This is a genomic window from Marivita sp. S6314 (assembly GCF_023015985.1).
GTDB lineage: Bacteria > Pseudomonadota > Alphaproteobacteria > Rhodobacterales > Rhodobacteraceae > Marivita.
In genome coordinates this window covers 380,936-394,676 of the sequence record NZ_JALKAO010000001.1, presented here as the reverse complement: position 1 = coordinate 394,676, position 13,741 = coordinate 380,936, and the positions used below count along the sequence as shown (strand labels likewise).

The 13,741-nt window shown below is 60.4% G+C and carries 18 protein-coding genes; all 18 read left to right on the top strand.

Translation table 11 applies throughout. From position 1 onward, the window contains the following. Window position 1: 1 nt before the first annotated feature. The 18 genes from MWU54_RS01965 (at window position 2) to nuoG (ending at window position 13,738) form a co-directional block, all read left to right on the top strand. Window positions 2-859 (top strand): hydroxymethylglutaryl-CoA lyase, encoded by an 858-nt coding sequence (locus MWU54_RS01965; RefSeq protein ID WP_247080405.1) that lies wholly within the window; start codon window positions 2-4, stop codon window positions 857-859. Further along, complete coding sequence (locus MWU54_RS01960; RefSeq protein ID WP_247080403.1) at window positions 856-1,632, top strand: crotonase/enoyl-CoA hydratase family protein; 777 nt, start codon at window positions 856-858, stop codon at window positions 1,630-1,632. Before MWU54_RS01965 ends, MWU54_RS01960 begins: the two co-directional genes overlap by 4 nt. A 44-nt stretch (window positions 1,633-1,676) precedes the next feature. After that, window positions 1,677-2,000: a hypothetical protein gene (locus MWU54_RS01955; protein WP_247080402.1), complete on the top strand. Its 324-nt coding sequence runs from the start codon at window positions 1,677-1,679 to the stop codon at window positions 1,998-2,000. A 97-nt stretch (window positions 2,001-2,097) separates the two neighbouring features. Next, on the top strand, window positions 2,098-2,571 hold the full coding sequence (locus MWU54_RS01950) for a DUF411 domain-containing protein (protein WP_247080401.1): 474 nt from the start codon (window positions 2,098-2,100) through the stop codon (window positions 2,569-2,571). Between the two features lie 24 nt (window positions 2,572-2,595). Further along, window positions 2,596-3,036: a cytochrome c gene (locus tag MWU54_RS01945; RefSeq protein ID WP_247080400.1), complete on the top strand. Its 441-nt coding sequence runs from the start codon at window positions 2,596-2,598 to the stop codon at window positions 3,034-3,036. Between the two features lie 352 nt (window positions 3,037-3,388). Further along, window positions 3,389-3,754, top strand: coding sequence for an NADH-quinone oxidoreductase subunit A (locus tag MWU54_RS01940; RefSeq protein ID WP_247080399.1), 366 nt, complete (start codon window positions 3,389-3,391; stop codon window positions 3,752-3,754). Beyond that, window positions 3,754-4,278 (top strand): NADH-quinone oxidoreductase subunit B, encoded by a 525-nt coding sequence (locus MWU54_RS01935; RefSeq protein ID WP_247081020.1) that lies wholly within the window; start codon window positions 3,754-3,756, stop codon window positions 4,276-4,278. The genes MWU54_RS01940 and MWU54_RS01935 overlap by 1 nt, the downstream gene beginning before the upstream one ends. A 21-nt stretch (window positions 4,279-4,299) precedes the next feature. Further along, window positions 4,300-4,911, top strand: a complete 612-nt coding sequence (locus MWU54_RS01930) for an NADH-quinone oxidoreductase subunit C (RefSeq protein WP_247080398.1) — start codon at window positions 4,300-4,302, stop codon at window positions 4,909-4,911. Window positions 4,912-5,032: 121 nt separating this feature from the next. Further along, window positions 5,033-6,262: an NADH-quinone oxidoreductase subunit D gene (locus tag MWU54_RS01925; protein ID WP_247080397.1), complete on the top strand. Its 1,230-nt coding sequence runs from the start codon at window positions 5,033-5,035 to the stop codon at window positions 6,260-6,262. Next, window positions 6,259-6,546 (top strand): hypothetical protein, encoded by a 288-nt coding sequence (locus MWU54_RS01920; RefSeq protein ID WP_247080395.1) that lies wholly within the window; start codon window positions 6,259-6,261, stop codon window positions 6,544-6,546. Before MWU54_RS01925 ends, MWU54_RS01920 begins: the two co-directional genes overlap by 4 nt. A 44-nt stretch (window positions 6,547-6,590) precedes the next feature. Then, the gene (locus tag MWU54_RS01915; protein ID WP_247080394.1) at window positions 6,591-6,854 is read left to right on the top strand and encodes a hypothetical protein; all 264 of its coding nucleotides are present in this window, start codon (window positions 6,591-6,593) and stop codon (window positions 6,852-6,854) included. A gap of 8 nt (window positions 6,855-6,862) precedes the next feature. Further along, window positions 6,863-8,110, top strand: coding sequence for an NADH-quinone oxidoreductase subunit E (locus MWU54_RS01910; RefSeq protein WP_247080393.1), 1,248 nt, complete (start codon window positions 6,863-6,865; stop codon window positions 8,108-8,110). A gap of 31 nt (window positions 8,111-8,141) precedes the next feature. Beyond that, a complete protein-coding gene (locus tag MWU54_RS01905; protein ID WP_247080392.1) occupies window positions 8,142-9,008 on the top strand; it encodes an endonuclease in 867 nt (288 codons plus the stop codon). Window positions 9,009-9,027: 19 nt separating this feature from the next. Next, on the top strand, window positions 9,028-9,246 hold the full coding sequence (locus tag MWU54_RS01900; protein ID WP_247080391.1) for a DUF5337 domain-containing protein: 219 nt from the start codon (window positions 9,028-9,030) through the stop codon (window positions 9,244-9,246). Window positions 9,247-9,250: 4 nt separating this feature from the next. Beyond that, entirely contained in the window at window positions 9,251-10,549 is a 1,299-nt protein-coding gene (nuoF, locus tag MWU54_RS01895) for an NADH-quinone oxidoreductase subunit NuoF (protein WP_247080390.1), read from the top strand. Between the two features lie 147 nt (window positions 10,550-10,696). After that, complete coding sequence (locus tag MWU54_RS01890; protein ID WP_247080389.1) at window positions 10,697-11,029, top strand: hypothetical protein; 333 nt, start codon at window positions 10,697-10,699, stop codon at window positions 11,027-11,029. 91 nt (window positions 11,030-11,120) lie between these two features. Further along, the gene (locus tag MWU54_RS01885; protein WP_247080387.1) at window positions 11,121-11,516 is read left to right on the top strand and encodes a DUF5333 domain-containing protein; all 396 of its coding nucleotides are present in this window, start codon (window positions 11,121-11,123) and stop codon (window positions 11,514-11,516) included. A gap of 197 nt (window positions 11,517-11,713) precedes the next feature. After that, window positions 11,714-13,738 (top strand): NADH-quinone oxidoreductase subunit NuoG, encoded by a 2,025-nt coding sequence (gene nuoG / locus MWU54_RS01880; RefSeq protein ID WP_247080386.1) that lies wholly within the window; start codon window positions 11,714-11,716, stop codon window positions 13,736-13,738. Window positions 13,739-13,741: the final 3 nt, after the last annotated feature.

The window sequence follows — 13,741 nt, the reverse complement described above, 5'->3', positions numbered from 1 at the left end:
CATGGAGCGCGTCGAAATCTTTGAAGTCGGACCCCGCGACGGGCTGCAGAACGAAGCGCGGCTGATCCCTTTGGCGGAGAAGGTGGCATTGGTCGATTGCCTGTCGCAGGCCGGGTTCCGGCGAATTGAATGCGCGAGTTTCGTGTCGCCGAAATGGGTGCCGCAGATGGCGGATTCCGCGGATGTGTTGGCCGGGATCACGCGGGACGACGGCGTGTCCTATGCCGCGTTGACCCCCAATATGCGCGGGTTCGAGGCTGCGATGGTGGCGCAGGCCGATGAGGTGGCGATCTTCGGGTCTGCGTCCGAAGGGTTTTCCAAGGCCAATATCAACGCGTCGATTGCCGAAAGCCTTGAGCGGTTCAAACCGGTGGCCGAAGCTGCGCAGGCGCGGGGTGTGCCGGTGCGGGGCTATGTGTCCTGTGTGGTGGAATGCCCCTATGACGGCGCGATTGCGCCCGATGCGGTGGCGCGGGTTGTGGCGGCGTTGCGCGACATGGGCTGTTACGAAGTGTCTTTGGGCGACACGATCGGCCGGGCGACGCCCGAGGGCATCACCGCCATGTTGCGCGCGGTGATGGACGAGATGCCCGCAAACCGCTTAGCCGGGCACTACCATGACACCAGCGGGCGGGCCTGTGACAATGTCGAAGCCTCGCTTGAGATGGGGTTGCGCGTGTTTGATGCGGCGGTCGGCGGGTTGGGCGGATGTCCCTATGCCCCCGGCGCGGCGGGCAATGTGGCCACCGAAGCGGTGGCCGCGCGGGTGGAGACATTGGGCTACGGGCACGGGCTGGATATGACGGTTGTGACACAGGCCGCAGCGATGGCGCGGGCGATGCGGGAGGAACGGGTATGAGCCTGATTTCGGTAAAGACAGATGCGCGCGGCGTGGCCGTGCTGTCGCTGGCGCGGGCGGACAAACACAATGCCTTGTCGGCGGCGATGATGGCGGAGCTGGAAGACGTGGCTCGCAATCTGGCGCAGGATGGGTCGGTTCGGGTGGTTGTTCTGGCCGCTGAGGGGGCTTCGTTCTGCGCAGGGGGCGATCTTGCGTGGATGCGGGAGCAATTCGACATGGACCCCGACACGCGGCGCATCGAAAGCCGCCGGATCGCGACGATGTTGGGCGCGCTGTATGATTTGCCGCAACCGTTGATTGGCCGCATTCATGGCAACGCGTTTGGCGGCGGCGTTGGGTTGATTTCGGTCTGTGATGTGGCCATCGGGGTCGAAACCGTCAGCCTTGGGCTGACCGAAACGCGGTTGGGGTTGTTGCCTGCGAATATCGGGCCGTATGTGCTGGCCCGTATGGGCGGGACGCGGGCGTCCGAGGTGTTTATGTCGGCGCGGGTGTTCGGGGCGGACGAAGCTGTACGGTTGAACCTGCTGTCCCGTACGGTTGCGGCAGAGGCGTTGGACGACGCAGTTGAGGCCGAGGTCAAGCCGTACCTGTCCTGTGCGCCAGGGGCGGTGGCCGAGGCCAAGGCGTTGATGCGCGCGCTGTCCGGCCCGGTGACCGAGGCGCAGGTCGACATGGCGATTGATGCGCTGGCGGCGCGGTGGCAATCCGACGAGGCCCGGGAAGGGGTCGGCGCGTTTTTCGACAAGCGCGCGCCAAGCTGGCAGTGACGGTCCAGATTGCACATCTTTATGCGACGGGCTGTGTGGCCATCATGTTTTTTCAGGTGGCCCTGATCGCCGGTGCGCCTTTGGGCCGGTACACGCAGGGCGGGCAGCACGCGGGGGCGTTGCCCACCTCCGGGCGGATCATCGCGGCTGTGTCCATTCCGATCCTGCTGTTCATGGGGTTGGCGATCTTGTCCAAAGCGGGATTCCCCGGGCTAGGCTGGCCTGTATGGACCGGCTGGGTCGCCTTGGGGGTGCAGGGGTTGTCGGCGGTGGCGAACTGGATCACGCCGTCGAAACCGGAACGGGCGGTCTGGGGACCGGTGACGCTGGTCCTGTTTGCGATGGCATTGGTCGTGATGACAGCGTGATCGCCTCACGCGTCCTTGATCACAGAAACGTCTTGACCTTCTTGTAACTGGAAGCGCTATCCGGGATCTTAACAAGATCCGAAGGAGACGCTGATACATGTCACAACAATCGCTGTCCCGGCGCGCGTTCGTAAGCGCGGCCCTTGCGGCCACGATCACCGCGACCCATGCGCGTGCGGAGACTGCCCGCCGCATTCAGGTGTTCAAAGACCCCAATTGCGGGTGTTGCGGTGCTTGGGTGGACATCCTGAAGCAGGCACAGTTCGACGTGACCGTGACACTGCGCACGAACAGCACGTTGGTGCAGGAAAAGATCAAACGTGGGATTCCGGCGCAGATGGCGTCTTGCCACACGGCAGATATCGACGGGTATGCCATTGAGGGCCATGTGCCTGTCCGTGATATTTTGCGCCTCCTTGAGGAACAGCCGGACGCGATCGGGTTGGCGGTGCCGGGGATGCCATTCGGATCGCCGGGCATGGGGCCGGAATCGCAGCGAGAGGCCTATGACGTCTTCCTGATGCGTCGGGATGGGACAGCGGATGTGTTCTCAAGCTATGTCGATGCGTGATCGAATGGACAGGGTAGGGCGCCGATGAGCCGACTGACCGCGATAGGGACGGTGTGTCTGCTTGGCACCGCAACGCTTGCCATGGCGCATTCCGGTGTGACGAATCCGGCGGTCATGGCGCGGATGGAGTCCATGAAAGGCATGCAGGACAGCACCAAGATGCTGGGCGCTATGCTCAAGGGCACGGTGGCCTTTGACGCAGAGGCCGCACGAGAGGCGTTGCATGACATTGCGCAACACGCGGCCGAAACGCCGGATCTTTTCACCGCGCGCGAGATGGATCCGAAGTCAGAGGCGCTTCCTGTGATCTGGGAGGCGTTTGAGGATTTCGTCGAAAAGTCTGACGCGTTGCAGTCTCTGGCGACAGTCTCGGCGCAGTCTCTGGCGGGCGAAGACGATCTCCAGACTGTCATGACGCAGCTGGGCGCGGCCTGTAAGGACTGCCATGCGCGCTACCGGGAATAGACCGCCGCACGCACGGGCGGCGATCATCGCGGCAGGTGCGGTAACCTAAGGGGTATTCCCGAACTTCCCTTCAGGCAGGTGCCGGACAGAGTTGTCGAAAAACGGGCCTGTAGGGATCGGTTCGCTGATCTGATCCCCAACTTGCGGCCAAACAAGGTTCGACGGATTGCCGCATCTAAATTCAAAATCACCCGAATATTAACTTAGCCATCTGATAAGACATGATTTTTTCCGCAGCTCGGCCATATGGGGGATGGTTGACCCCGTCTCGCAGCAGGAGTAAGTCAGGTGCGTCTTAAGCTCGCCACTTAAGGGCGCGCGCATTGGTGCGCGAAGGAAAAGGAGCTTCGTCTTGGAAGACATGTTGCGGGAATACCTGCCGATCCTCGTTTTTTTGGGCATTGCGATTGCGTTGGGACTTGTTCTGATCCTCGCCGCGGTGATCCTTGCCGTGCGCAATCCGGACCCTGAAAAGGTGTCAGCCTATGAATGCGGGTTCAACGCGTTTGACGATGCGCGCATGAAATTCGATGTGCGCTTTTACCTGGTTGCGATCCTGTTCATCATTTTCGATCTGGAAATCGCCTTCCTGTTTCCCTGGGCGGTCGCGTTCCAGGACATCAGCATGGCAGGGTTCTGGTCAATGATGATCTTTCTGGCCGTTCTGACCATCGGCTTTGCCTATGAGTGGAAAAAAGGAGCGCTGGAATGGGAGTGATGACAGGGGTCAACACCGCCGGTGCTGACAAGGAAGTCGCCACGCAAGCCCTGAACGCCGAACTGGCGGACAAAGGGTTCTTGCTGACCTCGACCGAGGACATCATCAACTGGGCGCGCACCGGATCGTTGCATTGGATGACCTTTGGTCTGGCGTGCTGTGCGGTTGAAATGATGCACACGGCGATGCCGCGCTATGACCTTGAGCGTTTCGGTACAGCGCCGCGTGCAAGCCCGCGGCAGTCAGACCTGATGATCGTGGCAGGCACGCTGACCAACAAGATGGCCCCGGCGCTGCGCAAGGTTTACGACCAGATGCCAGAGCCGCGCTACGTGATCTCGATGGGATCCTGCGCCAATGGTGGCGGCTATTATCACTACAGCTATTCCGTGGTGCGCGGCTGTGACCGGATCGTTCCGGTTGACGTCTATGTGCCGGGCTGCCCGCCGACGGCAGAGGCCCTGATGTACGGGATCATGGCGTTGCAGCGGAAGATCCGCCGCACCGGGACGATTGTGCGTTAAGGCGCGGACGAGGACAGACACATGAGTGAAGCCCTGAATGAACTTGGTCAGCATATCGAGTTGAAACGTCCCGATTGCGTGCTGTCGTGGGATGTTGCGCGGGACGAGTTGACCGTTGACGTGGCCCCGTCAAACCTTGCCGGGTTTGTGGAATTCCTGAAATCGGACCAGTCGTGCAAGTTCTCGACCTTGATTGATATCACGGCGGTGGATCATCCGGATCGGCCGAAGCGGTTCGATGTCGTGTACCATTTCCTGTCGATGTATCAGAACCACCGCATCCGTCTGCGGATCAGCATTCGGGAAGACGAAATGGTGCAGTCGATCACCGATGTGCACCCAAGCGCCAACTGGTTCGAACGTGAAGTGTTCGACATGTTTGGTATCCTGTTTTCGGGCCATCCGGACCTGCGGCGCATCCTTACCGATTACGGGTTCCGTGGCTATCCGCTGCGCAAGGATTTTCCGACAACCGGTTATACCGAAGTGCGTTACGACGAAGAGAAGAAACGCGTGGTCTATGAGCCGGTGAAGCTGGTTCAGGAATACCGCCAGTTTGATTTCATGTCCCCGTGGGAAGGCGCGCAATACGTGCTGCCGGGGGATGAGAAACAGGAAGAGGCCAAGGGATGAGCGCGCTTGTGAACGGAGTGTGGCTCGCGATGTTCGGGCCCTTGCTGGTGCTTCCGTTTCTGATGCGCAAACTCAGCGCGGCGCGTGTACCTGCGCGGTCCCATAGAGAGGGCAAACAATGATGGACGGCTCCAAGTTTGACGACGGCAGCATTGATGTGCTGCAGGGCGAACAGAAAATTCGCAACTTCAACATCAATTTCGGCCCGCAGCACCCTGCGGCGCACGGGGTGTTGCGTCTGGTTCTGGAACTGGACGGCGAATTGGTTGAACGGTGCGATCCGCATATCGGTCTGCTGCACCGTGGCACTGAAAAGCTGATGGAAAGTCGCACGTATCTGCAGAACCTGCCCTATCTGGACCGGCTGGATTACGTGGCACCGATGAACCAGGAACATGCCTGGTGTCTGGCGATTGAAAAGCTGACCGGCGTGGAAGTGCCACGTCGCGCGTCGCTGATCCGGGTGCTGTATTGCGAGATCGGGCGCATTCTGAACCACATCCTGAACGTGACGACACAGGCGATGGACGTGGGCGCGCTGACGCCGCCGCTTTGGGGCTTTGAAGAGCGCGAAAAGCTGATGGTGTTTTACGAACGGGCCTGCGGTGCGCGCCTGCACGCGGCCTATTTCCGCCCCGGTGGGGTGCATCAGGATCTGCCGGAGGACCTGATCGACGATATCGACACGTGGGCGGATGAATTCCCGGCGGTGATTGATGATATCGACGGGCTTCTGACTGAAAACCGCATCTTCAAGCAGCGCAACGCCGATATCGGTGTCGTGACCGAAGAAGAAATCCTTGATTGGGGTTTCTCGGGTGTGATGGTGCGCGGATCGGGGCTGGCGTGGGATTTGCGCCGTGCGCAGCCCTATGAGTGCTACAATGAGTTCGAGTTTGACATTCCTGTCGGCAAGAACGGCGACTGTTTTGACCGCTACCTTGTGCGTATGGAAGAGATGCGCCAGTCGCTGCGGATCATCAAACAGGCGATTGAGAAGCTGCGCGCACCCGAAGGGCAGGGCGATATTCTGGCCCGTGGCAAGGTCACACCGCCCAAGCGCAGCGAGATGAAAACCTCGATGGAAGCGCTGATCCATCACTTCAAACTGTATACCGAGGGTTTCCACGTTCCTGCGGGCGAAATCTATGCCTGCGTCGAAGCGCCAAAAGGGGAATTTGGCGTCTACATGGTGGCGGATGGCACCAATAAACCCTACCGCGCCAAGCTGCGCGCGCCGGGCTTCCTGCATTTGCAGGCGATGGATCACATCGCGAGCGGCCACCAGTTGGCCGACGTTGCCGCGATCATCGGGACCATGGATGTTGTGTTCGGAGAGATCGACAGATGACGACCCGAGTTCTGACAGCGGTCGCAGCGCTGTGCAGCGTTGCGGCCTGTGCGATCCCGCCGCAAGGCGTGTCGCCGGAAGATGTGGCCCGCTTTGATGATGCGGTCGCGTCGATTGGCTGTGATCTGGTTGGCGAAAGCGATTACCTGCCGGTCGAGCTTCAGACCGGGATGACCCGTGAGCAGGTTGTTCAGACGGCGCAATACCGGCTGGCGACGGAAGACGCGGTTCAGCTGGAAAACGGCGGCATCCGCCTTGTGACGGGGCCGTGCGCGCCGGCATGATCCGTGTCGGGCTGATATCTGGCCTTTTGGCATGCGCGGCACCCATGGCAATGGCTGTCGACGTTGGCATGTCCGACTACAAGTTCGTATCCGACCTGACCGCTGAAGGGTTTGAAACCTTTGGCACGGGTGGTGCGGGAAACACGGTCTTCGGAATGACAAATGGCACCGATATCTACCTGTGTTTCCTACTGGATACCCCCAACGATCAAACCAAGCGCCAGACGGCGCTGTTATCCGAACTGAGCGGCGGATCGTCCGACCGCGCGATCCCGAACATTCCCGTTGTCTGCGTAATGACGCAATAGGACCTGATATGCTAAGACGCCTGCATCCTGAGCAACCCGACAGCTTTGCCTTTACACCTGACAATCAGGCCTGGGCTGAAGCGCAGATCACCAAATATCCCGAAGGCCGTCAGGCCAGCGCGGTTATCCCGCTGTTGTGGCGCGCGCAGGAACAGGAAGGCTGGCTGACCCGCCCCGCGATCGAGTCGGTCGCGGATATGCTGGACATGGCTTATATGCGCGTGCTCGAAGTGGCGTCGTTCTACTTCATGTTTCAACTGCAACCGGTTGGGTCCGTTGCCAATATCCAGATTTGCGGCACGACATCCTGCATGATTTGCGGGGCCGAGGATCTGGTGGCGGTTTGCAAGGAAAAAATCGCGCCCAAGCCGCATATGCTGTCTGCAGATGGCAAGCTGAGCTGGGAAGAGGTGGAATGCCTTGGGGCTTGTGCCAACGCGCCGATGGCGCAGATCGGCAAGGATTACTACGAAGACCTGACAGCCGCGCGGTTTGGCGAAATTCTGGACGAACTGGTTGCCGGTAAGGTGCCTGTGCCGGGTCCGCAAAACGGGCGCTACGCGTCGGAGCCCAAATCGGGGCTGACATCGCTGACGGATTTCGAATCCGGTCGTCACCAGTACAACGCGTCGGTGCAGCTTGCGACGGATATCGGTGACACGGTCAAACGGATTGACGGCACAGAGGTGCCGCTGATCACGCCGTGGCAGGGCAAGGCCGCCAATGCACCCACGCCGCCAAAACCGGGTCCGGACGCGATGATGCCGCCCGATGGCCCGGACGGATCGCAGGGCGGGCGCGCCAAGGGCGACACGCCCGCGCCGCGCGACGTGGGCGAGGCGTCGGACAAGCATTCTGAGGTGCCGGGCGAAGCACCGGATGTGAAAGCCAAGGCAAAGCCAGCCACAAGCGATACGGCCACAGCTCCCGCAGCCCCCGACGCGTCGTCAGACTATGCAGCCCCGGGTGTCAAACCCGCGACACTGTCCGAGGCGCGCGAGGGCGGTGCGGACGACCTCAAGCAGATCAAGGGGGTTGGCCCCAAGCTGGAACAGCTGTGCAACGACCTTGGGTTCTATCATTTCGACCAGATCGCAAGCTGGACCGCCGATGAGGTGGCGTGGGTGGACCAGAACCTCAAAGGCTTCAAGGGCCGGGTTTCGCGCGATAATTGGGTCGAACAGGCCAAGACACTTGCCTCAGGCGGCGAGACCGAGTTTTCTTCACGTGTGAAAAAAGGTGATGTCTACGAATAGCGACGTCTGAACACGGACAGGGAGAGTACGAATGCAACAACAGAATTCCGGTATGAGCTGCCCATTGGGCTCTTGGGCATTGGCCGCAGGGGTGGGACTTCTGCTGTTTGTCTTGCTTCTTGTTCTTGGAGACTGGAGCTTTATCGGTGCGGTGTTCGCGGCTGGTGTGGTCTTCGTGATCCTTGGGCTGTTGTTCAACTGGATATTCTGCCGGGATCTTCCGGCCCCGCGCGGTCCGGGAAATATTGACGACAGCACAGCGTCGGCCACATCCGCACCTGCCCCCAAAGCCGCGGCACCAAGTGCGCCGTCGCCAACGGCACCGCCGCCCGCTGTTGACCCTGCGCCAACTGCATCGGAAGAAACCTCTCCCGCGTCGTCGGGTAAGGTCGCACCAACGGTCACGGCGTCTGCGTCTTTGCCGGGGCAGGACGAGCTGGCCGCGCGCAAGGGAGAATGGAAATACGAGGGTGGCACCGACAAGGCCGCCAAGACACCCGATGCGGATGCATCGAATGCACCAGCCGCCAAAGCGGCGGCCCCCGAAGCCGCCCCCGAAAGCGCGACGCCGGATTACGATGGTGACGGCGTGAAGGAAGGCACCGGCGAAGGGGCCAAGCCGCAGACACTGACTGCAGCACGCGAAGGTGGGCCGGATAACCTGAAGGAAATCAAAGGTGTTGGTCCGAAGCTTGAACAGCTTTTGCATTCTATGGGCTTTTACCATTTTGACCAGATCGCAAACTGGACAGATGACGAAGTTGCGTGGGTCAATGCGAACCTTGAAGGGTTCAAAGGCCGCGTGAGCCGGGACAATTGGGTGGAACAGGCAAAGATCCTGGCCGCCGGAGGCGACACCGAGTTTTCAAAGCGCGTCGACAAAGGTGACGTGTACTAACAGGGGTCGAGACGACTAAATGAGCCGGGATTCAGAAGAGGCGCGCAAAGGACGGCGCATCGCGTTGTTCATCGCGGCCGTCGGCCTTCTCTGGATCCTGGTGACTGCCATCGGGGCCGAGTATGGCTGGAGCCAACGGACCCGGGCCTTGTTCGACCTTGCCGCGCTGGCAGGGTTCGGGGCAGGGATCTGGATGACATACCAACTCTGGCGTGCGCGCCAGACTGACAAGGATTAAAGCGATGCTGAGCGATCAGGACCGGATCTTTACCAACATCTACGGGATGCATGACCGCACGTTGAAAGGTGCGCAGGCGCGGGGCCATTGGGATGGCACGGCTGCGATCCTTCAAAAGGGGCGTGACTGGATCATCGACGAGATGAAAGCCTCGGGCCTGCGTGGCCGCGGCGGTGCGGGATTCCCGACCGGTCTGAAATGGTCGTTCATGCCCAAGGAAAGCGACGGGCGTCCCAGCTATCTTGTTGTGAACGCAGACGAATCCGAGCCGGGCACTTGCAAAGACCGGGAAATCATGCGCCACGACCCGCACACGCTGGTCGAAGGATGCCTGATCGCGTCGTTCGCGATGCAGGCGCATGCGTGTTACATCTACATTCGCGGCGAATATATCCGCGAAAAAGAAGCTCTGCAGCGCGCGATTGACGAAGCCTATGATGCGGGGCTCGTGGGCAAGAACGCCGCCGGGTCCGATTGGGATTTTGACATCTACCTGCATCACGGAGCGGGTGCTTATATCTGCGGTGAGGAAACCGCGCTGCTGGAAAGCCTTGAAGGCAAAAAGGGCATGCCGCGCATGAAGCCGCCCTTCCCGGCAGGCGCGGGCCTGTATGGCTGCCCGACCACGGTGAACAACGTGGAATCGATTGCTGTTGTCCCGACGATCCTGCGTCGGGGTGGCGATTGGTTTGCGGGCTTTGGCCGTCAGAACAATGCCGGGACAAAGTTGTTCGCGATCTCGGGTCATGTGAACAACCCCTGCGTGGTCGAAGAAGAGATGAGCATCTCGTTCGAAGAATTGATCGAAAAGCACTGTGGCGGGATTCGCGGTGGCTGGGACAACCTCAAGGCGGTGATTCCGGGCGGGTCGTCGGTGCCTTGTGTGCGCGGAGAGCACATGAAAGACGCGATCATGGATTTCGATTACCTGCGCGGGGAACTGGGCTCTGGCCTTGGGACGGCGGCGGTGATCGTGATGGACAATTCCACCGACATCATCAAAGCGATCTGGCGGTTGTCGGCGTTCTACAAGCACGAAAGCTGTGGCCAGTGTACGCCCTGCCGCGAAGGCACCGGCTGGATGATGCGGGTGATGGATCGTCTGGTGCGCGGCGAGGCCGAGGTTGAAGAGATCGACATGCTGTTCGACGTGACCAAGCAGGTCGAGGGCCACACCATCTGTGCGCTTGGCGATGCGGCGGCCTGGCCGATTCAGGGTCTGATCAAGAATTTCCGCGATGAGATCGAGGATCGGATCAAGGCGCAGAAGACAGGACGCGTCAGCGCGGTTGCTGCGGAATAGGGCGGCAATCTCTTTGAAAAGAGATTGGATGGCTGTTCGAACAGCCATCCCGGAAGGCGCTTGAAAGCGCCTTTCTTGTTTCGACGGCTTGCATCAGGCACGGGACTGCGCGCATGGTGCGGCAACGGATGCAAAAAGGGCAACACCATGAAAGCAACATGGGTCACAGGCGCAGTTCTTTTGACATTGGCCGCGTGCGGACGGGGTCAGCTTGACACCGTCACCTATGACGGGGCGGTGTTCGGCGGCGATCTTAAATCCGAACGCAGCGACCGCGCGGCCTTTGTGGCCACCGGTGGTCCGGCCTCGGTCAGCCTTGAGGGCGCAAAACAGGCGGCTGCCTATCAGGTGGTCCAGCATTGCATCGCGTATCTGGGCAGTTCGGACGTGGTCTGGGTCAATGGTCCGGATGTCGCGGACACCGAACTGGTCATCACGGACAATGAAGTGGTGCTGACCGGGCGGTGTATTGAGCCATAAACTGCTGATAAGCCCTGTGGTTTGATCGTTGATATTGAATAACCAGCGATGTCTTCCCCATATTGAAGGCAAGACGACGTATGGACAAAGAATGCGCATTTTTTCAGTAACTCTCATTGCCTCGCTGATGCTGGGATCGGCCGCTTTGGCCAAACCGCCGCTTCGGGATGTTCCGGAGATTGACAACGGTGTGATGGCCGTGGCGATTGCCGACGCGATCCGCAAAACCTGTGATGACATCAATCCGCGTCTGATCCGGGCCTATTCCGCCCTGAACGCGCTCAAATCGCTGGCGCGCAAGAAAGGCTATTCGGATGAAGAGGTCGAGGATTACGTAACCTCCAAATCCGAGAAAAAGCGCATGCGTGCCAAGGCCGAGAGTTTCCTGTTGGACAATGGCGTGCGCGCGGATGACGACGCCGCACTGTGCCGGTTCGGAAAGGTGCAGATTCAGTCTCAGACCGAGATTGGCCGCCTTTTGCGGTAAACCACATGACAATTCGGTGTTGCGGCATTTGGTCCTTTGGCCAAGTGTCCGCCCCCGCGTCGATATTTCCTGTTTTCTTTTGCGTCCAGCGTCTGGCCTATTCGTTTGACCCGCGCTAAAACGCGGGCGACGTCAGCCGATCGCCGATTTGCCGCGGCATCGACTACGCCAGCCAAAAGGGAACAAAGGGCTCGGGCATGTCTGACTTGCGCAAGATCATCATTGATGAGACCGAGGTAGAGGTGGATGGTGCGATGACGCTCATCCAGGCCTGTGAACAGGCCGGGATCGAAGTGCCGCGCTTCTGCTACCATGAACGTCTCAGCATCGCGGGCAATTGCCGGATGTGTCTGGTCGAAGTGGTGGGAGGTCCGCCCAAGCCTGCGGCGTCCTGCGCGATGCAGGTCAGGGATCTGCGCCCCGGTCCGGAAGGCCAGCCTCCGGTTGTGAAAACCAATTCGCCGATGGTCAAAAAAGCCCGTGAAGGCGTGATGGAGTTTCTGCTCATCAACCACCCGCTGGATTGCCCGATCTGTGATCAGGGTGGCGAATGCGATCTTCAGGATCAGGCGATGGCCTACGGGGTGGATTTCAGCCGCTTCCGCGAACCCAAGCGCGCGGTGGACGATCTTGATCTTGGCCCGCTGGTTGAGACCCACATGACGCGCTGCATTTCCTGCACCCGCTGCGTCCGGTTTACGACCGAGGTGGCCGGTATCACCCAGATGGGGCAGACCGGTCGTGGCGAAGACAGTGAAATCACCAGCTATCTGGGCGAGACACTCAATTCCAACCTGCAGGGCAATATCATTGATTTGTGCCCGGTAGGGGCTTTGGTGTCCAAACCGTATGCCTTTACCGCGCGTCCGTGGGAGCTGACCAAAACCGAATCTATCGACGTGATGGATGCGCTGGGATCGAACATCCGCGTTGACACCAAGGGCCGCGAAGTGATGCGGTTCCTGCCGCGCAACCATGATGGCGTGAACGAAGAGTGGATTTCCGACAAAACCCGCTTTGTCTGGGACGGTCTGCGCAAGCAGCGCCTTGATCGCCCCTATGTGCGCGAAAATGGCAAACTGCGCCCGGCCGGATGGGACGAAGCGCTGACCAAAGCCGCCGCTGCGATGAAGGGCAAGAAACTTGCCGGTCTCGTGGGTGATCTGGTCCCGACCGAGGCCGCATTTGCGCTCAAGCAGTTGATCGAGGGGCAGGGCGGAAACGTCGAATGCCGCACCGATGGGGCAAAATTGCCTGCGGGTAACCGGTCTGGCTATGTCGGCACTGCCGCCATCGAAGACATCGACACGGCAGACATGATTCTGCTGATCGGCACCAACCCCCGTGAGGAAGCGCCCGTTTTGAACGCGCGCATTCGCAAAGCGTGGGCGGCGGGGGCAGATGTTGCTTTGATCGGCGAAGCGGTTGATCTGACTTATGAGTATCATCATGCCGGAACCGACCGCGCCGCGTTGCAGGCGATGATCGACAAAGGTGTGTCGGATGAGACGCGCGACGACAAGAACACCATCGTGATTGTCGGCCAAGGCGCGCTGCGCGAAGCCGATGGCGCGGCGGTTCTGGCGGCTGCGCAACAGATGGCAGAGCGTTCGGGGTCGAAATTCATGGTCCTGCATACAGCCGCAGGCCGCGTTGGCGCGATGGATGCAGGGTGCACCACAGACGGCGGTATGGATGCGGCCATCGACGGAGCCGAGGTGATCTACAACCTTGGCGCGGACGAGGTGGAGATCGCGGACGGGCCGTTTGTGATTTACCAGGGGTCGCATGGCGACCGGGGCGCACACCGCGCCGACATCATTCTTCCGGGCGCTGCTTATACCGAAGAACAGGGGCTGTTCGTAAACACCGAGGGACGCCCGCAACTGGCTTTGCGCGCGAGCTTTGCGCCGGGTGAGGCCAAGGAAAACTGGGCGATCCTGCGGGCGCTGTCTGCGGAATTGGGGGCCACACTGCCCTTCGACAGTCTGGCACAGCTGCGGCAGGCGCTGGTTGCGGACGCACCGCATCTGGCCAAGATCGACACGGTGCCGGAAAATCACTGGCAGGCCGAACCGGTGGGCACACTCGGGGATGCGGATTTCCGCAATGCGATCCGCGATTTCTACCTGACCAATCCGATTGCCCGGGCCAGTAGCCTGATGGCGGAATTGTCGGCGGGTGTGAAAGCCCGCAAGGACACAAAGATCGCGGCGGAGTAGGCG